The sequence below is a fragment of the Chryseobacterium formosense genome (assembly GCF_900116415.1).
Classification (GTDB): Bacteria; Bacteroidota; Bacteroidia; order Flavobacteriales; family Weeksellaceae; genus Chryseobacterium; species Chryseobacterium formosense.
Genome location: NZ_FPAP01000002.1, coordinates 444,924 through 465,010, shown reverse-complemented (window position 1 = coordinate 465,010; position 20,087 = coordinate 444,924). Strand labels below are relative to the sequence as shown.

At 34.4% G+C, this 20,087-nt stretch carries 20 protein-coding genes; 9 read left to right on the top strand and 11 right to left on the bottom strand.

Annotated elements, in window-relative coordinates:
* Nucleotides 1-174: 174 nt before the first annotated feature.
* The 9 genes from BM371_RS08310 to rpsL form a co-directional block, all read right to left on the bottom strand.
* A complete protein-coding gene (locus BM371_RS08310) occupies nt 175-1,008 on the bottom strand; it encodes a GLPGLI family protein (RefSeq protein ID WP_034677998.1) in 834 nt (277 codons plus the stop codon).
* A gap of 186 nt (nt 1,009-1,194) precedes the next feature.
* Complete coding sequence (locus tag BM371_RS08305) at nt 1,195-1,713, bottom strand: hypothetical protein (protein WP_034677997.1); 519 nt, start codon at nt 1,711-1,713, stop codon at nt 1,195-1,197.
* A gap of 40 nt (nt 1,714-1,753) precedes the next feature.
* The gene (locus tag BM371_RS08300; protein ID WP_177225349.1) at nt 1,754-5,176 is read right to left on the bottom strand and encodes a carbohydrate binding domain-containing protein; all 3,423 of its coding nucleotides are present in this window, start codon (nt 5,174-5,176) and stop codon (nt 1,754-1,756) included.
* A 67-nt stretch (nt 5,177-5,243) separates the two neighbouring features.
* On the bottom strand, nt 5,244-6,206 hold the full coding sequence (locus tag BM371_RS08295; protein WP_034677995.1) for a T9SS-dependent choice-of-anchor J family protein: 963 nt from the start codon (nt 6,204-6,206) through the stop codon (nt 5,244-5,246).
* A 362-nt stretch (nt 6,207-6,568) separates the two neighbouring features.
* Nucleotides 6,569-8,083 carry a transcriptional regulator gene (locus BM371_RS08290; protein WP_034677994.1) on the bottom strand — a complete coding sequence of 505 codons (1,515 nt, stop codon included), beginning with the start codon at nt 8,081-8,083 and terminating at the stop codon, nt 6,569-6,571.
* A 286-nt stretch (nt 8,084-8,369) separates the two neighbouring features.
* Complete coding sequence (rpsJ, locus tag BM371_RS08285) at nt 8,370-8,675, bottom strand: 30S ribosomal protein S10 (RefSeq protein WP_002661363.1); 306 nt, start codon at nt 8,673-8,675, stop codon at nt 8,370-8,372.
* A gap of 18 nt (nt 8,676-8,693) precedes the next feature.
* Nucleotides 8,694-10,811 (bottom strand): elongation factor G, encoded by a 2,118-nt coding sequence (gene fusA / locus BM371_RS08280; protein ID WP_034677992.1) that lies wholly within the window; start codon nt 10,809-10,811, stop codon nt 8,694-8,696.
* Between the two features lie 6 nt (nt 10,812-10,817).
* Nucleotides 10,818-11,294 (bottom strand): 30S ribosomal protein S7, encoded by a 477-nt coding sequence (rpsG, locus tag BM371_RS08275; protein ID WP_034677991.1) that lies wholly within the window; start codon nt 11,292-11,294, stop codon nt 10,818-10,820.
* Between the two features lie 23 nt (nt 11,295-11,317).
* Complete coding sequence (gene rpsL / locus BM371_RS08270; RefSeq protein WP_031503575.1) at nt 11,318-11,731, bottom strand: 30S ribosomal protein S12; 414 nt, start codon at nt 11,729-11,731, stop codon at nt 11,318-11,320.
* Nucleotides 11,732-11,951: 220 nt separating this feature from the next.
* Between rpsL and BM371_RS08265 the strand changes: the two genes are divergently transcribed.
* The 7 genes from BM371_RS08265 (at nt 11,952) to BM371_RS08240 (ending at nt 17,333) form a co-directional block, all read left to right on the top strand.
* A complete protein-coding gene (locus tag BM371_RS08265; protein WP_034677990.1) occupies nt 11,952-12,428 on the top strand; it encodes a Dps family protein in 477 nt (158 codons plus the stop codon).
* A gap of 93 nt (nt 12,429-12,521) precedes the next feature.
* Nucleotides 12,522-13,700 (top strand): nicotinate phosphoribosyltransferase, encoded by a 1,179-nt coding sequence (gene pncB / locus BM371_RS08260; RefSeq protein WP_034677989.1) that lies wholly within the window; start codon nt 12,522-12,524, stop codon nt 13,698-13,700.
* A gap of 13 nt (nt 13,701-13,713) precedes the next feature.
* Nucleotides 13,714-13,959 (top strand): hypothetical protein, encoded by a 246-nt coding sequence (locus BM371_RS20710; protein ID WP_228376785.1) that lies wholly within the window; start codon nt 13,714-13,716, stop codon nt 13,957-13,959.
* Nucleotides 13,959-14,225 (top strand): YciI family protein, encoded by a 267-nt coding sequence (locus BM371_RS20705; RefSeq protein WP_228376784.1) that lies wholly within the window; start codon nt 13,959-13,961, stop codon nt 14,223-14,225. The genes BM371_RS20710 and BM371_RS20705 overlap by 1 nt, the downstream gene beginning before the upstream one ends.
* Nucleotides 14,226-14,283: 58 nt before the next feature.
* Complete coding sequence (locus BM371_RS08250) at nt 14,284-15,039, top strand: DUF5995 family protein (RefSeq protein ID WP_034677988.1); 756 nt, start codon at nt 14,284-14,286, stop codon at nt 15,037-15,039.
* A gap of 60 nt (nt 15,040-15,099) precedes the next feature.
* The gene (gene rmuC / locus BM371_RS08245; RefSeq protein ID WP_034677986.1) at nt 15,100-16,461 is read left to right on the top strand and encodes a DNA recombination protein RmuC; all 1,362 of its coding nucleotides are present in this window, start codon (nt 15,100-15,102) and stop codon (nt 16,459-16,461) included.
* A gap of 104 nt (nt 16,462-16,565) precedes the next feature.
* Entirely contained in the window at nt 16,566-17,333 is a 768-nt protein-coding gene (locus BM371_RS08240) for a TrmH family RNA methyltransferase (RefSeq protein WP_034677985.1), read from the top strand.
* A 73-nt stretch (nt 17,334-17,406) separates the two neighbouring features.
* Here the strand turns inward: BM371_RS08240 and BM371_RS08235 are convergent, their stop codons facing one another.
* Nucleotides 17,407-17,637 (bottom strand): hypothetical protein, encoded by a 231-nt coding sequence (locus tag BM371_RS08235; protein WP_034677984.1) that lies wholly within the window; start codon nt 17,635-17,637, stop codon nt 17,407-17,409.
* Between the two features lie 184 nt (nt 17,638-17,821).
* Between BM371_RS08235 and BM371_RS08230 the strand changes: the two genes are divergently transcribed.
* Nucleotides 17,822-18,988 (top strand): hypothetical protein, encoded by a 1,167-nt coding sequence (locus BM371_RS08230; protein ID WP_034677983.1) that lies wholly within the window; start codon nt 17,822-17,824, stop codon nt 18,986-18,988.
* A complete protein-coding gene (locus tag BM371_RS08225) occupies nt 18,972-19,550 on the top strand; it encodes a hypothetical protein (RefSeq protein WP_034677982.1) in 579 nt (192 codons plus the stop codon). Before BM371_RS08230 ends, BM371_RS08225 begins: the two co-directional genes overlap by 17 nt.
* Here the strand turns inward: BM371_RS08225 and BM371_RS08220 are convergent.
* On the bottom strand, nt 19,499-20,074 hold the full coding sequence (locus tag BM371_RS08220; protein WP_081874574.1) for a 5-formyltetrahydrofolate cyclo-ligase: 576 nt from the start codon (nt 20,072-20,074) through the stop codon (nt 19,499-19,501). The two genes, BM371_RS08225 and BM371_RS08220, sit on opposite strands and share 52 nt — an antisense overlap.
* Between the last annotated feature and the right edge of the window lie 13 nt (nt 20,075-20,087).

Here is a 20,087-nt window from a genome sequence, read left to right as displayed (position 1 = left end):
TGCATATTTTTAAAATAATTAATAAAAAAAATAACACATTAACTAATTTATAATAAAAAAACTATATAAAAGCATATATAAAAATAATTCGAAATCAATTAATATTTAAAAAAAATAAATCATTATGTGGCATATATAAATAAAAAACTCCGCCGAATTCAGCAGAGTTAATTTCTATTTTTCAGGATATTTGATGGCTTTATCTATTTCGATGGGATTGTTGGTTTTACGGATGTTCTCCTGTACTTTTTCCGACAATTCTTTCAGCTGATCAGGACTTTTCACTTCAATCCCCATCACCATAAAACGGGCAGTAGGATCTGTATTGTTTTTAATATGTTCTTTAAATTCATGCAGCGGATCATTGTAATGATCGAGCATGATTTTTTTCAGCTTGCTCTCCGGGATTCTAACAGGTTTCTGACCTCCAAAGTTCTCTAAAATGCCAAGAGTTTCGTATGTTTTATTTAGTTTATAACTTTTAACCAGTGAAAATTTAAAATTATTTTTATCATCATAAATTTCGAAAATCATCCCCGGTAAGCCACGGAATTTATAAGGTCCTTCATTCAGGGCAATATCTTTAGTAAACCATGCAGTCCAGTTTCTGCCACCAAATCTGGCGGTTGCTTTTTGTAAAGAATAAATTCCGGAAGTTTTGGTTTCGTTTTGGAGATTCCAATTGATCTTATCTTGAGTCTCAACAGAAAACATATTCTGCAAAACGATATAATTTACATTAATATCAGAATTTCTCTTTCTTGTGACTGCAGGTGTATCATCCCAGATCACATGGTTTTGCCCTTTGGTTTTGTTTGTTGAATCTGTAAGCACAAAATCGTAATTATAAAATTTTACATCTTCCGGGTTTACATCCAAAACCATACTTGTTTTTCGGGAATCGGTATTGGTGGAATCCATCTTGTAATGATATTCATAGATGAACCGATGTGTTTGTCCGGATAATGTGATGCTTATCAACAGTAAAAGTATTAATATATTTTTCATGTCAGTTATTTTCAGCAAAGATATAAATTAAATAGAACCTTGCAATACATAATACTATTTATTTGAAAAATAAAAAAAATCCCTTTTCTGTCGAAAAGGGAAAAATAAAATCACGCTATAATAACTCAACTTATTCTAAATTCATTTGAAGAATTGAAGTTGGGAAAAAAATTAAGTCAACAAAATTTATGGCTTCCAAAAACTCCAAACTGTTCCGTTAAAAACGGCCAGCTGCTTATTGGCAGTATCATAAATAATCATTCCTGCAGCAGGATTTTTAACATTCAGGTGTGGAAGTGTAGTTTTAGGCAAAATCATAGCTTTATCAGCATCTGTAAGCACCAGAATTCCGGGAGTAGCATCTATTGCTGCATTCGTTCCAATGGCAACTTTTGCGTTGGTTAGTTCCGTTTTAGAATCTTGCAAAATTGTATTTGCCGTTCCGTTTGTATCTACGCTCAGGTCAAACCAAGAACCGTTTGTTCTATACTTCACTTTATGATCGGTAACGTCATATATGATAGTTCCGTCTACTGCGCCGGTAACTCCCGCTGCTGTTGTAACCCAAGGTAAAACCATACCTTTATTATCCGTTTCAAATTCTAAAGAGACAGAAGTATTAGTAACACTGCCTTTACCAATAGCCACTTGCGAAAAACTACAGGCATATATTGTTGATAATATGAATATGAATATTTTTTTCATTGTCTTAGATTTAAATAAAATTTTTAATTCAATAATTTCACTATTGAGGACAAGCCTGAGTAGTCATACAATACCAAGCGAAAGAAGTTCCTCCATCTTTAGAAGTATAAACTTTCAAACATTTGTTTGTGATGTCATATACCATCATTCCTTCAACAAAATTGGCTGCAGAAATTCCTGTGGGTACATCCGGAGTAGCCGGGTTATTGTCTGCGTTCGCAAAAGCTACTCTATTTACAACAAAACCTTTTGTTTTTGCTTCTAAAACTGTCCATGCGCTTTGTCTTACCATTGGCCAATTATCACTTTCTGCGCCTGCTCTTCCTAAAGCGGTAATACCGTGCTTGGCAGGATATGTATTTCCATCTGTGACAGCGGGCTTATAACAGAAACATGAATTAACAGCTGCATTTGAGGAATCACCTACCGTTTGACCACCACCTATAATAGTGGGGATTCCGCTGGCGTTTACTGTATTACCCAAATTTTGATTATTCGCAGTAGATCCTGACCCTACCGATACCGTTCCCGTTGCTGTCACAAGTTGTGAAGAGGTAATAGCTCCCCCTCCTTCTATAGCATCCAAGCAACCGTCATTATCACTATCTAAGTCTAAATAATCATCAAACCCATCTCCATCGGTATCTTTTTCACAAGTTAGAATACTTACATCCCTCACCAAAACATCATCGCCAGATACTCCCGTTCCTGAAACTGTTGAAAGGAATTCAATTACTGTACTGGTTGTAGTGGGTGTAAATACGAAGCTTTTAGTAACAAAAACCAAATTACCTCCCGCTTCCGCTGTTATCGATGCAGCTGTTTGACTGTAATAATTAATTCCACCAATAGAAAAATTTAATGTATTTTCTTTGGGCTCACTTGAAACTGCCATTACACGAAAAGTAAGTGTGTAAGTTTTATTTATTTCCAAACCTGTAACAGTCTGTGTCAGTAAAGAGGTGCCGGAAGTATCATTACTAGATTCTGCCGCAAAACCGGAACTTTTTACCCAACCATTTACAGTCCCGCTTCTTGTCCAGCCTGTCCAGTCTGCTACCGTAGCGGTTCCAAAATTACCATTGACAACTTTTTCTACGCTGTTGCATTCATTGGTATCTAAAATACCATCATTATCATCGTCTAAATCACAAAAATTCAAAACACCGTCAGCGTCACTATCCAAAACACCACACATGCCAATGGGTTGTCCACAAAGTGTGCTGTTTAATATTACATTTACATATCTTGTTACACAGGCACTCCAAGTTATCTTGCATGTATATGTTCCGTTATTAGATGCCGAATAATTAGCAAATGTATAAGTGCGCGTATTTGAAATGACATTCCCTAATGAATCTGTCCATTCATAAGCTGCTCCAGCGTAATGAGGCATCGATAAAGTATATGGAGAACCTACACAAGGCTGGCTTGTATTATTTGCGGCCAAAGTACCCATTGTTTTTACTTGAACAGATGACGCTGCATTAGTACCACAAGAATCTAATAAATTGACCTCATAAATAGTATTTGCAATTAAGTTATTGATCTGTATGCTTGAACTTGAGGTGTTAATTGTGGTATACGCTGAACCGGAACCCTGAACTCTATATGTTACTGTATATGGAGCTACGCCAATTAAGTCAATGTAAGCTGATCCTGTGGAAAGTGGATTACCGGATGCATCTTCACAAATAACACCGACTGCAGAAGTAATTGAGGCTCCAGATGATTGACTACTGATAACGACCGTACTACCAGGAATAAAGTAATATTTTGATGGCATATCACAAGGGCGTATAGCTAATCTTGTTGTATAAGTTCCTGGTGCGATATTATTAAAATTACCAATAGCATCTGAGGCTACAACAACTCCTGAACTATTTAATAATTCAACAATCGACGGATACGCCCCGTCATAAACACGCACAGAACTAATATTCCCTCCGCTATTACATGTAGAAACCGCTGTAGACATGAGACTTTGATCTAAAACATCTGTATTATTTTCTATTGTAAAAGTTCCTGTATGAGATGTACCACAACTAGTGTACGAAACCGTATAAGTTCCTATTGCTAAATTAGTCCACCCCCAGTATTGATTGTCCACACGTATCGCTTGTACTCCGACATTGGATGGCCCGGAAGTAATAGTTACAACAGCATTATCTGCATCTGGAAAATAACCTGAAATAGCAATGACTCCTTGTGTTGTTCCCGTTTGAGTAAGCGCCATTGCACCACCTTCACATTTCCATTTTGTTTTTTGATATAATGTTAAAACCGGCTGTCCTGCAGCTGCGGGATTATTTACTATTTTCGTTACAGATCCTGAAGGGGAACAAGAGTTATAAACAATAATCGTATAAGTGTCAAGAGGAAGCCCTGACAAAGTCCATGTGGCTCCATTGAAGTTTGAAGTTGTATGTACAGTAACACCAGATGAATTTTTCACCTCAATTAGAAGAGGGAAATTCCAATAATATTGTTCAGAAAAATCAATAGATAAGGTTTCAGTTTCACTAATTCCACAGCCACTAGTGGTAGCTGTCGGTATAAAATTTAAAAATTCCGGATTTCCACCCGTTAGATTGGAAAGATTGTGTGTGTAACTTACCGATGCTCCACATGCATTAGTTGCAGTCACATAATAGATATGGGATGTATTTTCAGTATACGTAAAAGGATTACCTGCAGTATAGACACCATCAAAAAGTACCGCACCAGAAGCATTTCCGGATTGTATTTTCAATTTGATGCCTGTTGGCATTAAATCTGATTCACTTAAACTACCCCCAGTTGAATGGTTATAAGCATACCAAATAGAACCTTGCACCTGATTGGAACCGCATATTTTTTTTGATCTCCAATAAAATCTAACAGGATCTTGGTTGGGGGAAATAGTTCTCGAAAAAGTACTGAAACCTCCACAAGAATCTTTGATACGGATTTGATATGTACCAAATGAAGATACATTTTTAGAGGGACTGGCAGAATATGAACTTAATGTATCATCATACCCTGAATTATTATTTAAAATGATCGAATATTGATAAGGAGCAGTTCCTCCAGTAACGCCATTCACCGTTATCGTTCCTCCTGGAGTAAAATTAGTGCAAACATTCGAAACTGAAATGTTTGCATTACTTATGGGTACATAATTATCTGTAACCGTAATATTAGTATTATTAGAATATACAATACTATTATCAATTGTACATACGATTTTTACCTGATAGTCTATACCAGGCTGTAAATTTGTAAATGTATGTGGGCTTGTAGGAGCAATTACTGATTGTAATATTGTTCCTCCTTTCAATAACTGAATAGTTGTATTTGCCACATTGCTAAAAGCAGCTGTGATTTTGCCATTTCCCGCGCAGGTATTTGCTGTTGTAGAAATAGTTGCCGTGACACTGCCTGTGGAGGCACATTGCCCACTAACTTGTATGCTAAAAACCATCAATAAAGGGATTAGCAGAAGAAAAAAGTTTTTTTTCATTGCGTTTAAAATTTGATTAGTTGTCTTTTTATTTTTTTATAATCTGTTGTATAATTTGTTTTCCTTCTTTCAATAAAATTTTAACCAGATAATTTCCACTAGTAAATTCACTGACATCAATTGTTTTATCATAAGATGCTTTTAGGAACTTACCATCTGTACTGTATATCTGAACATTGCAGATTATTTTATCTGTCATAATGTTTAAAACATCTCTTACCGGGTTCGGACAAATAATAACTTCATCTGTTACTAAATGATCAGAAACACCCAAAATAAATACTGTTGATGTTGTAATTTTCACATCATCTATCAACAAAGCAGAAGCTTCCTGCGTAATACATCGAATACCTACTCTAATCGTTTGGTCTGAGTAGGCATCCAAATTATAGATGAAATTCCTCCAATTATTATCGATGTTGAGGTTTTGGGTAACCTGTTGAAAGGGAGGAGTATTTATAATTGTAAAATCATTAGAAGTAACGGGATTTCCTGTACCTAAGTAAACACCTATCTGAAATTTCTCATCCCCATAAGAACTAGAAAGACTTTTGAGATATAGTGAAATTTGATTATTCGAAGATCCTAAAGTAACTGGAGGAGTTATAAGCCAATCGTCGTTTCCCTGAAAAGACTGTACCATCTTCCCAGCCCAGCAAGCAGCATATTTCTGCCCACTTCTTGGATTAAAATTTCGTATATCTCCTGTAGCACCCGTAAAATCATTTGTTGCGTTAGATTGTGAAAAATTAAAAATCTGGTATGACATTTTTGCACCAGCATTTGGCCAGGTTGCTACCCAATTTAATGGTGGAGAAGGATTACCACCAATTGTTGTAGTTGTATTGAGTTGATCTAAATCAAGATTCGTCCATTGTCCAAAATTGGTAATGGTAAAATCTGGGTAGCTTTCAAAATCCTCATTTAGTAGTACAGTCTGTGCATGATTATAGCTAAATAATACAAGTAAAACGAATAGAGATAATTTCATATTTCCTTAACTTCTTTTAATAACGCCTCCCTTTCTTTGTTAAGAAGAACTGTTTATTCTCAAGATCTCATTGTTCATTCATGAATATTCTAAAGAATTAAAATAAATTCTCAGCAAATAACCCAATACCAACTTGAAAAATAAAAGATAAAACAATCTTAAAATGATTGCTTTATAGTGTAATCATAATTGTATGATATGGCGACAAAGATATTCCGGTCTATCTTTTAAAAAAGAAAGAATGCTTATGATTATCACTTCAAATGTGCCTAAAATACACGCAAACAGTACTTCAGGTACACTTCAAAAAGACATTTTCAGGAGTTTTTTTAAGAAAAAAAGGATTTTGAAATGATAGACTATTAAAAATCAGAAAACCAACTGTTAATATTTTTAATATCTTCGGGAAGATTAAGCTTTTTGCGAAGTCGGTATTTTTTGCTTTCAACAGTCCTTATAGAAATATCTTTTGCCTGAGCAATTTCTTTGGTATTGAAATCAAGCTTAATCAAAGCACAATACTCAAGGTCTGACATTGAAAGATTAGGACTGATCGACAGAAGTTTTTTATTGAAATAAGGGAATACTTCTAAAAATTTCAAATAGAAAGACTCATCGTTATTCCGAGCTAAGTCTATTAAGTATTTAATTTGTTCAGCATCAATATTTTTTAGAGGATGTTTATCAGTATCTTCTATAATATCTGCATTGTTGTCGCCAATAATATTCTTTTGCTTGCTTTCAAAAGTATTGACTGTTTTTTTATTTTTTAATTTAAACCTAAGATATAATCCTAATGCAATACTTAATACTATCATAAGCCCTGCTAAAATATACAGTTCCAGCTGAGATTCTTTTTTTTCTTCTTTATTATTTTCAATACTTACTTTTTCAACATTTGATTTTTTTTCTAGTTCGATTTTCTCATTGAGTTTTCTGCTTAGATTCAAATAATAAGTTGATTTCTCAAAATTTTTCAAATCTTTATAAGGAGAAGCTATAGCCGGATATAAGAAAACCAATTCCGTATAATACTCAGATTTTTCTGCAAGCACAATCGCTTTTTGAAAATAGTCTATAGACTTTTCTAAATGGGCTTTTTTATATTCTACTTCACCTAGGAATCTGTAAACAGGCACAATGTATCTTGTATCTTTTTCATTAAGCAAAAGTTTTTCAGCTTCTGCAAAATATTTTGTTGCATCTTCATACCTGCCTGCGTATAATAAACTTGCACCATTCACTCGGGCATATTGTGCTACCAATCTGTTTCTTTTGGGATTATTAGTACTAATCATTTTAGCTTCTACATATGCCCTATCAACGTAATAATATAATGAATCTAAATTATTTTTGTTCTCAGCCGAAAGCTCTTCAAATACACTTCCTATATCATTAAAAATTGAAGCCCTCATAATATACATTTTATCCTTATCCGATATTTTAGTACTTAGAGAAAGTGCAAGATTCAATTTTTCTCTGGCTTCTTTATAAAATCCTAAATGGATTAAATATTTCGCTTTATAGTCTATTAAAGAAACTAGTTTCTGTGTATCATTTAGCTTTTCTGCAAGTTGTATAGCTTCAGGAATCTTACTATCAGCATCTTTCAACTGATTGGTATTGAAGTCAGTTTCAATTATTTTTTTAAGAGCGATTAACTGACCTCGCTCGTAATTATTTTTTTTAGAATTGATGTATACATCATTCGACAGTTGTAAGATTTTTTTATGCCCTAAATTAACAAACGCATCATTATCCTCAAGTATCTTACAAAGGCTGTCAATTTTTTTTATTGTTAATTTTTGGGAGAAACAATTAGTTGTTATACAAACTAAAAGAAATATAATGAAAAAATTTTGATACTTAAAAATCATTGTAAATGTGTTTTATAGACTTATATGAGTAGATATATTCAATTTTCGAAAACCGTTATTTTCGATAAGCATCCTACTCAAATATAAGGAATAATTCTTCAGAAAACACAAAAAAAGCATTTATTAACAACTGATTACAAAGAACTTACACATTATACTGACTATATATTAAATTCTTAATAATTATTCTGAATAATAATTTACATAGAATATTTTTTAAACAAAAAAATCCCTCTTCTTTCGAAAAGGGATTTATATTAAGATGATAAGCCCAAAGGCTCAATTATCACACTTTAATTTCTACGTCAACTCCTGAAGGAAGTTCTAATTTCATTAGAGCATCTACAGTTTTAGAAGAAGAAGAGTAGATATCCATCAATCTCTTGTGAGCTGATAATTGGAACTGCTCTCTAGCTTTCTTGTTTACGTGCGGAGATCTCAACACTGTGAAGATTCTCTTGTTCGTTGGCAATGGAATAGGACCGTTTACAACAGCACCAGTAGCCTTTACCGTTTTTACGATTTTCTCAGCAGACTTGTCTACCAAGTTGTAATCGTAAGATTTAAGTTTTATTCTGATTCTTTGTGACATTTCTTGTACTTTAAAAAATTAACCTTTTGCTTTTGCGATGATATCGTCAGCAACGTTTTGAGGAGTAGCTTGGTATTTCTCTAATTCCATAGAAGAAGTAGCTCTTCCTGATGAAAGTGTTCTTAGAGTCGTAACATATCCAAACATTTCAGAAAGTGGAACTGAACCTTTGATAACAACAGCACCGTTCTTTTCTTCCTGACCACTGATCGTACCTCTTCTCTTGTTAAGGTCACCAATGATGTTACCCATATATTCTTCTGGAGTTACAACCTCCAATTTCATAATAGGCTCCATAATTACTGGTTTAGCAGCACGTCCCGCTTCTTTGAATCCTAATTTTGCAGCCATTTCAAAAGAAAGAGCATCAGAATCCACCGCGTGGAAAGATCCATCTTTAAGAGTAACTTTAATACCTTCAACTTCGAAACCAGCCAATGGACCGTTCTTCATTGCAGCTTTAAAGCCTTTTTCAATTGCAGGAACAAATTCTCTAGGAACGTTACCACCTTTGATCTCATTGATGAATTCTAAACCAACTTTACCTTCGTCAGCAGGTCCTAGTTCAAATACAATATCAGCAAATTTACCTTTACCACCAGACTGCTTTTTGTAAACTTCTCTGTGGCTGGCAACTTTTGTTAAGTTTTCTTTGTACTCTACCTGAGGTTGTCCTTGGTTTACTTCAACCTTGAATTCTCTCTTCATACGGTCTACAATGATATCTAAGTGAAGCTCACCCATACCAGAGATGATCGTTTGTCCAGAAGCTTCGTCAGTTCTTACCGTAAACGTAGGATCTTCTTCAGCCAATTTAGCTAGAGCGTTACCCATTTTATCCTGGTCAGCTTTAGTTTTAGGCTCAACAGCGATACCAATTACCGGATCAGGGAAAACCATAGATTCAAGAACGATTGGGTTTTTCTCGTCACACATTGTATCACCAGTTTTGATAGACTTGAAACCTACCGCTGCACCAATATCTCCAGCTTCAATATATTCTACTGGATTTTGCTTGTTAGCGTGCATCTGATAGATTCTTGAGATTCTTTCTTTATCTCCTGAACGAGTGTTCAAGATATAAGAACCTGCATCTAGTCTTCCAGAGTAAGCTCTGAAGAATGCTAATCTTCCCACGAACGGGTCAGTAGCAATTTTAAATGCTAATGCTGCGAAAGGCTCATCTACAGATGGCTTTCTTGTGATTTCAGCATCAGTTCTTGGGTCAGTACCTTTGATATCATCTTTATCCAATGGAGAAGGCAAATATTTACATACTGCATCCAACATAAACTGTACTCCTTTGTTCTTAAATGAAGAACCACAAGTCATTGGGATAATAGATAAGTCGATAGTAGCAGCTCTCAATGCAGCATTGATTTCTTCTTCTGTAATTGAATCCGGATCTTCAAAGAATTTCTCCATCAAAGTTTCGTCATACTCAGAAACAGCTTCTACTAATTTCTCTCTGTATTCAAGAACTTCATCCTTCATATCTTCCGGAATTGGAACTACCTCGAAAGTAGCACCTTGTCCAGCTTCATCCCAGATGATCGCTCTGTTTTTAATTAAGTCAACTACACCTTTGAAATCTTCTTCAGCACCGATTGGTAAAACGATTGGAACTGCATTTGATCCTAACATATCTTTAACCTGGTTTACCACGTTAAGGAAGTCAGCACCTTGTCTGTCCATTTTGTTTACGAATCCCATTCTCGCAACTTTGTAGTTGTCAGCAAGTCTCCAGTTTGTTTCCGACTGAGGCTCTACCCCATCTACTGCAGAGAATAAGAATACCAATCCATCCAATACTCTCAAAGATCTGTTTACTTCTACTGTGAAGTCAACGTGTCCCGGTGTATCGATGATGTTGAAGTGGTAAGGTTTAGTTTCTGGTAAAGCTTTTCCTTGATCTGTTGGAAAGTTCCAAGAACAAGTAGTCGCAGCAGAAGTAATAGTAATACCTCTTTCTGCTTCCTGCTCCATCCAGTCCATTGTAGAAGCACCATCGTGAACCTCTCCAATTTTGTGGTTTACCCCTGTATAGAATAAAATTCTTTCTGTAGTGGTAGTTTTACCTGCATCAATGTGCGCAGCAATACCAATATTTCTTGTAAATTTAAGATCTCTACCCATTTCAGATTAGAATTTAAAGTGTGAGAAAGCTTTGTTAGCTTCCGCCATTTTGTGAGTATCAGATTTCTTTTTGAAAGCTGCACCTTCTTCTCTTGAAGCAGCTACAACTTCATTAGCCAATTTCAAAGCCATAGACTTATCATTTCTCTTTTTAGAGTAGCTAATTAACCATTTCATTGCCATAGAAATTTTTCTATCCGCTCTGATTGGCATAGGAATCTGGAAGTTAGCTCCACCTACTCTTCTAGAACGTACTTCTACGTGAGGCATAACGTTTGTTAATGCATCTTTCCAAATTTCAAGGGCTGTTTTTTCAGTTTCTCCTTTTTTAGTTTCTACGATATCCAATGCATCATAGAATATTTTGAATGCGATTGACTTCTTACCGTCAAGCATTAGGTTGTTTACGAATCTAGTTACCAATTGATCATTAAACTTTGGATCTGGTAACAACGGTCTTTTTTTCGCTTTTGTCTTTCTCATTGTTTCTGTACCTTATTTAATGATTATTTTTTCTTTCCTTTTGCAGGTGCAGCAGCAGCTTGTCCTGGTTTAGGTCTCTTAGCTCCGTACTTAGATCTTCTCTGAGTTCTACCATTAACTCCAGCAGTATCTAATGCACCTCTTACGATGTGATAACGAACTCCTGGTAAATCTTTTACTCTCCCCCCGCGTACCAATACTATCGAGTGCTCTTGAAGATTATGTCCTTCGCCCGGGATATAGGCATTAACTTCTTTACCGTTTGAAAGTCTTACCCTTGCAACTTTTCTAAGTGCAGAGTTAGGTTTCTTAGGAGTGGTAGTATATACTCTCGTACATACACCTCGTCTTTGTGGACAAGAATCAAGGGCAGCCGATTTACTCTTCTTGGTAAGTGCGACTCTTCCTTTTCTAACTAATTGTTGAATAGTAGGCATTTAATTGCTTTTATTTTAGGGTGCAAAAGTAATAATAATTTTTTAATCTACAAGTAGTTATAAATAAATATTGCCCTGATTTAAAATTTATTTAATCTCAAAATGGCATTGTGATTGATAACAACATAAATATTCTTTCATGAAAATAGTTTTAAACTATCAATTTTAAAGAGCCTTCAGCGAGAAGCTCCGTAAATTTGTTACCATAAAAAATAAACTTATGAAAAATGCAAACATTATCGGCCTAAATGAAGCCGACTGCAAAAACATTTCAGAAAAACTGAATGTACTTTTAGCTAACTATTCTGTTTTTTATCAAAACACAAGAGGCTCACACTGGAATATTAAAGGAGAACAATTCTTTACCCTACATCCAAAATTCGAAGAGCTCTATAACAGCTTAGTTTTAAAAATTGACGAAATCGCAGAAAGAATTCTGACTTTAGGAGCAACTCCTGCCCACAATTATTCAGAATACCTTACCGTTTCTACCATTAAAGAAAGCAAAGAAGTAAACGATGGCAATAAAAGTGTTGAGATCATTTTAAACTCTTTTAAAGTGGTGATCGATTTACAGAGAGAACTTTTAGATATTACAGACAAAGCAGGAGATGAAGGAACAAACTCTCAGATGAGCGATTACATCACAGAGCAGGAAAAAGAAGTGTGGATGTACAATTCATATCTTGGGAAATAATACCACAGTAAAATTTACATTATTTCAAAAATCGTCTTACATTTAGACGATTTTTATTTTTAAATATTTAAATTTGCGTTAAAATTACACAATATGCAAAACATTCGCCTTAACTCTATTCTCGACAACGATTTCTATAAAATCACGATGCAAAACGCCGTGGTAAAATTGTTCCCAAGCCAGATCGTAAAATATGAATTTATCAATCGCGGGAAACATCATTTTCCGGAAGGATTTGATCACGCACTAAGAGAAATTGTCAATAAAATGGCAGAACTTAAACTTACTAAAGATGAGAAAAAATTTTTAGCAAAAACCTGTCCTTATTTAGATTTACCCTATTTAGATTTTCTTGAAGGGTACCATTATGATCCGTCTGAAGTAAAAATAGTGCAAACCGGGAATGATCTTTCAGTGACCGTTGAAGGACTTTGGTACAGAACAATTCTTTGGGAAGTTCCGTTATTGGCTTTAATCAGTGAGCTCCATTACGAAATGAATCACATGGAAAGAGACTCCAATGAAGTGGTGATGAGCAAAACTCTTGAGAAAGCAGATTCTTTAAATAAATTGGGCGTTACTTTCGCAGAATTTGGAACCCGAAGAAGACATTCCCACAAAGTACAAAACCTAGTCATGGAAGCCTTGACACAGAAAAAGGAATCTACTTTTATTGGAAGCTCAAATGTACATTTCGCAATGAAATACAGTGTAAAACCAATCGGGACTCATGCGCACGAATGGTTTATGTTTCATGCTGCAGAATATGGGTTTAAAATGGCGAACGAATTAGCTTTAGAACACTGGGTAGATGTTTACCGGGGTGATTTGGGAGTCGCTCTTTCAGATACTTATACAACCGATGTTTTTTTCCAGCAGTTTGATAAAAAATTTGCAAAACTGTTTGATGGAGTTCGTCATGACAGTGGTGATCCTCTGGAATTTGCAGACAAAACGATTGCCCACTATCAGCGTCACGGCATTAATCCTTTATTTAAATACATTATTTTCTCAGATGCTTTAAATCTTGAAAAAGTAGAAGAAATTACTTCATACTGCAAAGGAAAAATCGGTGTTTCATTCGGAATAGGGACGAATCTCACTAATGATGTCGGTTTAAAACCAATGAATATCGTTATGAAATTAATTGGCGTTCAGGCTCCGAACAAAGAATGGATTCCTACCGTAAAACTTTCGGATGAGCACGGAAAATACACCGGCGATCCGAAAATGATTGAACTGGCAAAAGAATTTTTAAGAATTAAAGATTAAATATTTCAACACGATGAAAAATATATTGCTATTTGCTGTGACTTCGTTTCTTTTTAATTCTTGTCTAGTCTACAAAAAAGGCGAAGACGGAAAACCTGGAACTCCCGGGAAAAACGGAAATTCTTCCGATCAAAAAAATGCATACAATCAAAAATTAGCAGATTCTTTAGGCGCAGATCAATATGGCATGAAAGGATATACCATCGTCATGCTTACAACCGGAACTGCAAAAATTGATGACAAAAAAAAGCAGAACTGATGAAAGGCCACATGGAAAACATCGGTAAACTAGCCAAAGAAGGAAAGATTACCGTTGCCGGTCCGTTTTTAGAAAAAAATCAGCGTGATTACCGCGGAATGTTTATTTTCAATACAAAATCAAAAGATGAAGCAGAATCTTGGGTAAAAACAGATCCTGCCGTTGCTGCAGGAATTTTCAGTTATGAAATATTTTCGTGGTATGGTTCCGCAGCTTTACCGTTGTATCTGAAACATCATGATGAAATTTCTAAAGAGAATCCTTAATAATATACCTCGCAAATCTGTGAGGTTTTTTCTTATCTTTAATTAAAACTAAAACCCAATGAAAACCATCGAAGAAGTTCTGAAAAAATTAGACGAAATTATCGTTTGGAGCAAAGCCAATCAAAGTCCGGTCGGGTATTTTGCTTGTACTTACAGAATTATGACCGCACAGGTTTTAAAAGGAATTCAGCAGAAAAAATTTGAAGACAATCCAAGAATGACACAACTCGACATTGCTTTCGCAAGTCGTTATCTGGAAGCGTGGGAAAACTATTCGACCGGTAAAAAATGCAGCAATTCGTGGTATTTAGCTTTTGAAGCAGCTAAAAACAAAGATCTTCTCATTCTGCAGCATATTTTTCTGGGCATCAATGCGCACATCAATTTAGATCTAGGAATTTCAGCCGCATCGATTATGCCGTATCGAAAAATCAACCCTCTTAAAAATGATTTTGAAAGAATTAATTCGGTAATTGCTTCGATAAATCAGAATGTTCAGGATTCATTAAATAAAATATGTTATCCGGTACATCTTATCGACAAACTTTCCAGCGGTAAGGATAATGCTGTTTTAGATTTTGCCATTTCAAAAGCCAGAGATACTTCCTGGGCAACTGCAGTTATTGCTTCCAGCACTCCTAATTTCCTGAAAGATTCGGTTATCAATATCGTAGATTATGCAGCGGCAAAAGTGGCTTCACAGATTTTAAATCCTAAACTACTTTCATCAGCTTTAGCCAAAGAACTGAGAAAATGCGAGAGTAATAATGTCGTGAAAAATATTGAGATTTTAGAACAGACAAAAACGATTTAATTCTTCAGATATTACGATAAACCATAAATAAAATCATTCTTTGTTTTGTAATTTTGAAAAATGGAAATCACCTATCTCATCATTGGATGTTTTGCCGGAGGAATCATCGGCACTGTCATTGTTTATTTTGTGTTGAAATCAAATATGGTTTCAAGAAATTCTTATGATGAACTGAATCATACAAATATTAAATCTAATGCAAATTTAGAAAATTCAAATCTTAAAATTCAGGATTTAGAGCAAATTATTATAAACGAAAAAGACAATACTCTTCAGCTATCTGATCTTTTAAATGATTTGAAAAGTGAGTTTGCAAAAGTTTCTGCAGAAAATACTTTTCTTAAAGCCCAAAAAGAAGAATCAAAAAAAATTCAGGAAGAGGGTAAACTGCAATTTGAAAATCTGGCAAATAAAATTTTAGAGGAAAAAACGGAAAAATTTACTACATTAAATCAAAACAACCTCAAAAATATTCTTGAGCCTTTTCAGGAGAAAATCAACGATCTGAAAAATAAAGTTAATGAAGCTTACGAAAAAGAAAACAAGGAAAGATTCTCATTAGGCGAAAGAGTTAAAGAACTTGCTTTGCTTAATCAGCAGATTTCTGATGATGCTAAAAAATTAACCAAAGCTTTAAAAGGAGAAAGCAAAACCCAGGGAAATTGGGGCGAAATGATTCTTGAAAGCATTCTTGAAAAATCAGGGCTGGTAAAAGGCAGAGAATATTTTCTGGAGCATGAACTTCGCGATGAAGATAATAAAGCTTTGTTTTCGGAGTTTTCAGGTAAAAAAATGCGACCTGATGCTGTTGTAAAATATCCGGACGAAAGAAATGTGATCATCGATTCTAAAGTTTCTCTCACTGCTTTTACAGAATTGGTTGATGAAACCGATCAGGATGTTTATATGATCAAACTGAATCAGCACTTGTCTTCCATAAAAAACCACATCAATCAACTAAGCCAGAAAGCATATGACGATTACGGCAAATCTTTGGACTTTGTGATGATGTTTATTCCGAGTGAGCCAGCTTATATTGCCGCAATGCAAGCCGATCAAAATCTCTGGAATTTTGCTTACGACAGACGTATTTTATTATTAAACCCAAGCAATCTGATCACTTCCTTAAAACTGATTGCCGATCTTTGGAAACGCGAGTATCAAAACAAAAACTCCATGGAAATAGCAGAAAGAGGAGCAAAACTGTATGATAAATTTGTAGGTTTCATAGAAAATTTAGAAAAAGTAGGAAAAAATCTGGATCAGGCAAAAAATGTATATAATGATGCGTATGGTCAATTATATTCAGGTAGAGATAACTTAATCAAACAAGCGGAAAGAATGAAAGAACTTGGAATTAAAAATAAAAAAGAACTTCCGCAAAGCCTGACCGATCATTTGGATAATACTATTGGAGATTAAATCTTCTTTGACAATTGATTTTGAATAGCAGTATTCTATTATTATCGATAAATTATTTTTAAAAAGTTATTTTTGCATCAATTATCATTCATAATTGATCAATCATGGTTATCGAGAGTTTCCAGAACGAAAAAATAAAATATATTACCAAACTTTTAACGGACAACCGCTTCAGAAAAAAATCTGAAGTTTTCGTTGTGGAAGGACAACAGGAAAATGAGAGAGCCCAAAAATACAGTTTCGAAGCTCTTGAGTTTTTCCTTTGCGAAAGTATTTTCAAAGGAGAAATTCCAAAACAAAAAACTCATTTTGTAAGCGAGAAAATCTACGAGAAAATTGCTTATCGCGGAACTTCAGAAGGCATCATCGGCGTTTACAAAACAAAAGAAGCAAGTCTGAACTCATTTAAACCAAAAGAAAACTCCACGATAATCATCGTTGAAGGAGTAGAAAAACCCGGAAATCTCGGTGCAATCTTAAGAAGTTGTGAAGCTTTCGGAATCGATGCATTGATCGTTGCAGACGGAAAAACCGATTTCTATAATCCAAACGTAATCCGGTCAAGTGTTGGTTGCCTTTTCGGAATGGAAATTTTTCAGGCTGAGAATAATGAGGTGTATGAATTCCTACTAAAAAACAGTTTCAGTATTTACACTACCATTATGGATGAAACTGCAGAAGATCTCTTTAAAAGAGACTTCAAAAAACGTTCTGCTGTCTTATTTGGTACAGAACATTCAGGTTTAAGCGATTTCTGGTATGAAAAGGGACAAAACACCTTGATCCCGATGAGCGGAAGCATTGATTCATTAAACCTAAGCAATGCAGTAGCAATTACCTGCTATGAATCTTTGAAGCAGAAGAAACAATAATCTTTAGATTATCAGACATAAAAAAAACCGTCTCGCTGAGCGAAACGGTTCTTTTATTTTCAGTCGTAACTGATTAGTGCTTAACTGCAGTTTTAGCAGAATCAGCAGCAGCTTTAACTTCAGTTTTAGCTGAATCAGCAGTAGCAGTGATAGAATCTTTAGCAGCACCTGCAGTAGAATCGATATCAGCAACAATTGAATCTTTGTTAGCTTCGATTGAATCAGTTGAAGTTGTAGCTTCACCTTTCTTACAAGCAACTAAAGAGATAGCAGCGATAGCAGCTACGAATAATGACTTTTTCATAATAAATTAAATTTAATTTTGTTAATATTGTTTTTTAAAATCTTTTTCTCTGTTCGGTTATTTGAACAAGACAAAGGTATAGCAGATAGAAAATTTGTTTATGAAAAATAATTGTAATACCTTTGTAAAACAGTTTTACAAATAAACATTACTGACAATCAAAAACTTAACTACTTTTTAAATAGTGACAGATTTAGACCTTTTACATTTTGAGCAGCTCAAAAAGGACGTTCAAGCTCAATACTTGAAAGAATACACCCCTTCTTATGATGAAATATCTAAGTGGAAAGGCATTGATATCATTTACTTTCAGGAAGACCTTCGAAAAAAAGCGAAAGGAAACATCAGTGAAAAGTCTTTTTACACTTATTTCAAATCTTCTCCGGTTACAAAACTTCCGCGTATTGACATGCTCAATTTATTGAGCATTTATGCGGGTTACGACTCTTGGTATGAATTTAAAAAGACCCATCTTTTTGCAGGGGAACTACTCAAAGATGAAGACAAAATAACTGATGAAGAAGCGAGTCAACTTCAAAATATTGTTTCAGAAGTAAACATTGCAGATTCGGATGAAATAAAGCCTCAAAACAGCGTTTCTGACGCGCCAAAATTAAATGATTTACAAAAAAACAATACTGAAAATCAATATATTAACAAAAATTCAGACAATTCTGAAATCGCTCAAAAAACACTGATAAAAAACCCTAAAAAGAACTATCAAAAAACAGCTTGGATTACTGCAACAGCAATTTTTGTAACGCTTTTAGGCCTTTTAGGATTTAAAGATGAAATTTTTCAGAAAACTTATGTGTATTGTTTTACTGACGCCGATAGAAATTTAAGCGTACAAAGAGATATCGAAATAAAAGTAATTAAAGAAAATGAATCTCCGATTTTATACAGAATAAAACCGGGAGAATGCTTCAGATATCCTACCAAGGACAAAACATTGAAAATGCAAATAAGTTCTACGACTTATGAAAATCTTGAAATTAACAGAAATCTTGAAAATGCCCCTGAAGAAGAAACAATAGAACTAAAGCCTGATGATTATAAAATGGCTCTTTATTATTTCTCTATAAAAGATATTAACGGGGAAAATTCGGAACAGCTTATTAAACAAAAAAGAAAACAGCTGGAAAGCCTCATCAGTAATAATGCCGTCATTACTCAGGTATACGACAGCGATATTTACGGACTCGAAACTTTAGACAAAGAAGACTATATTACTCTGGTAACCACACCTACAACATCATTAAAGAACCTTAACGTTATCGAAATGATAAAAGCGAAGGGGAAAATTGTATCTATCAAATTTAAAATCTCAAGCCATGAAAACAATAAATAACATTTTGTTTTTGACGATACTCTTAGGAATCATCATGATTGCATGCAAAAAAGAGGAAACCAACAGCATCAGCGATCTTGAAAAACTTAGAAATACTGAAAACATAAGTGTTCAGATGGACAGCGCACAGGCAATAAATGCCATAACCATGCAAAAAGTGCAGGATGTGCTTGATCTGTCAACGCTTTACCTTTCCGGAAACAAGAATACCGAAATCGACACCGCTATATATTCTAAAATTGAAAAATATTTTCAAAAATCGGATTCAGTAACATTCCAGGGGCTTTTTAAAGAACTTGAAAGCCTGAAAGTAAAGAAAGTAAAAGTGAGTAACATTAATGTCTTTAAATCGATTAAAGATAAAGATACTCTGGACTATGCCAAATTTAATGTAGAATATATTGGCGACAAAAACAAACCAATCGGAAACTTCGAAAGAAGTGCACAATATACTTTGGTTTCTAAAGCAAAAGAAAAAAATAAAGAATTCAAGTTTTACTTTATTAAATTTTATTCGGATGCTCCCGAAAAAGACAGCACTTCTGTTGGCGTAACAAGATAATCAAGCGGAATATCATTTTCCCAGACATCATCGATATTTTCATCGGGGTTAAAATAATTAACTCCGATTTTTTTTGTCTCTTTTGAAATAGTTTCGAAAAATCCATCATAAAAACCTTTGCCATAGCCTACCCTATTTCCATTTCTATCAGCATAAAGTAATGGAGTAACTACATAATGAAAATCTAAAACCCCTGAATCTTTATTAGAAGTCGGCTCAGAAATCTGCCAATCATTAATTTCATATTTTGTATCTGCAAAAATCTCAACGGAGATTAGTTTAGTATCAACAATTTTGGGAACAAAAACTCTGATATTTCTACTTAAAAAGTAATCGATAAAAATATGAGTGTTGATTTCTTTAAACTTTTCAATAGGAATAAAAATGTGGATTTTCTCTCCTGAAGAGTGTTTAAAGTAATCAATGAAATTTTTAAAAATCTCATTCGACAATTGAAAAATCTCATTTACAGTTAATGATTTTCTTTTTCCCAAATACTTTTTTCTGAGTTCAGACTTTTTCATCATCAAATTTATA

What these genes read in the sequence shown, in the direction of transcription:
- BM371_RS20710 (WP_228376785.1), top strand. Translation starts at nt 13,714, where the DNA reads ATGAAAAATATATTGCTATTTGCTGTGACTTCGTTTCTTTTTAATTCT.
- rmuC (WP_034677986.1), top strand. Translation starts at nt 15,100, where the DNA reads ATGGAAATCACCTATCTCATCATTGGATGTTTTGCCGGAGGAATCATC.
- BM371_RS08265 (WP_034677990.1), top strand. Translation starts at nt 11,952, where the DNA reads ATGAAAAATGCAAACATTATCGGCCTAAATGAAGCCGACTGCAAAAAC.
- BM371_RS08290 (WP_034677994.1), bottom strand. Translation starts at nt 8,083, where the DNA reads ATGATTTTTAAGTATCAAAATTTTTTCATTATATTTCTTTTAGTTTGT.
- BM371_RS08250 (WP_034677988.1), top strand. Translation starts at nt 14,284, where the DNA reads ATGAAAACCATCGAAGAAGTTCTGAAAAAATTAGACGAAATTATCGTT.
- BM371_RS08240 (WP_034677985.1), top strand. Translation starts at nt 16,566, where the DNA reads ATGGTTATCGAGAGTTTCCAGAACGAAAAAATAAAATATATTACCAAA.
- BM371_RS08295 (WP_034677995.1), bottom strand. Translation starts at nt 6,206, where the DNA reads ATGAAATTATCTCTATTCGTTTTACTTGTATTATTTAGCTATAATCAT.
- rpsG (WP_034677991.1), bottom strand. Translation starts at nt 11,294, where the DNA reads ATGAGAAAGACAAAAGCGAAAAAAAGACCGTTGTTACCAGATCCAAAG.
- pncB (WP_034677989.1), top strand. Translation starts at nt 12,522, where the DNA reads ATGCAAAACATTCGCCTTAACTCTATTCTCGACAACGATTTCTATAAA.
- BM371_RS08220 (WP_081874574.1), bottom strand. Translation starts at nt 20,074, where the DNA reads ATGAAAAAGTCTGAACTCAGAAAAAAGTATTTGGGAAAAAGAAAATCA.
- BM371_RS20705 (WP_228376784.1), top strand. Translation starts at nt 13,959, where the DNA reads ATGAAAGGCCACATGGAAAACATCGGTAAACTAGCCAAAGAAGGAAAG.
- rpsL (WP_031503575.1), bottom strand. Translation starts at nt 11,731, where the DNA reads ATGCCTACTATTCAACAATTAGTTAGAAAAGGAAGAGTCGCACTTACC.
- BM371_RS08235 (WP_034677984.1), bottom strand. Translation starts at nt 17,637, where the DNA reads ATGAAAAAGTCATTATTCGTAGCTGCTATCGCTGCTATCTCTTTAGTT.
- BM371_RS08225 (WP_034677982.1), top strand. Translation starts at nt 18,972, where the DNA reads ATGAAAACAATAAATAACATTTTGTTTTTGACGATACTCTTAGGAATC.
- fusA (WP_034677992.1), bottom strand. Translation starts at nt 10,811, where the DNA reads ATGGGTAGAGATCTTAAATTTACAAGAAATATTGGTATTGCTGCGCAC.
- BM371_RS08305 (WP_034677997.1), bottom strand. Translation starts at nt 1,713, where the DNA reads ATGAAAAAAATATTCATATTCATATTATCAACAATATATGCCTGTAGT.
- BM371_RS08310 (WP_034677998.1), bottom strand. Translation starts at nt 1,008, where the DNA reads ATGAAAAATATATTAATACTTTTACTGTTGATAAGCATCACATTATCC.
- BM371_RS08300 (WP_177225349.1), bottom strand. Translation starts at nt 5,176, where the DNA reads ATGGTTTTTAGCATACAAGTTAGTGGGCAATGTGCCTCCACAGGCAGT.
- rpsJ (WP_002661363.1), bottom strand. Translation starts at nt 8,675, where the DNA reads ATGTCACAAAGAATCAGAATAAAACTTAAATCTTACGATTACAACTTG.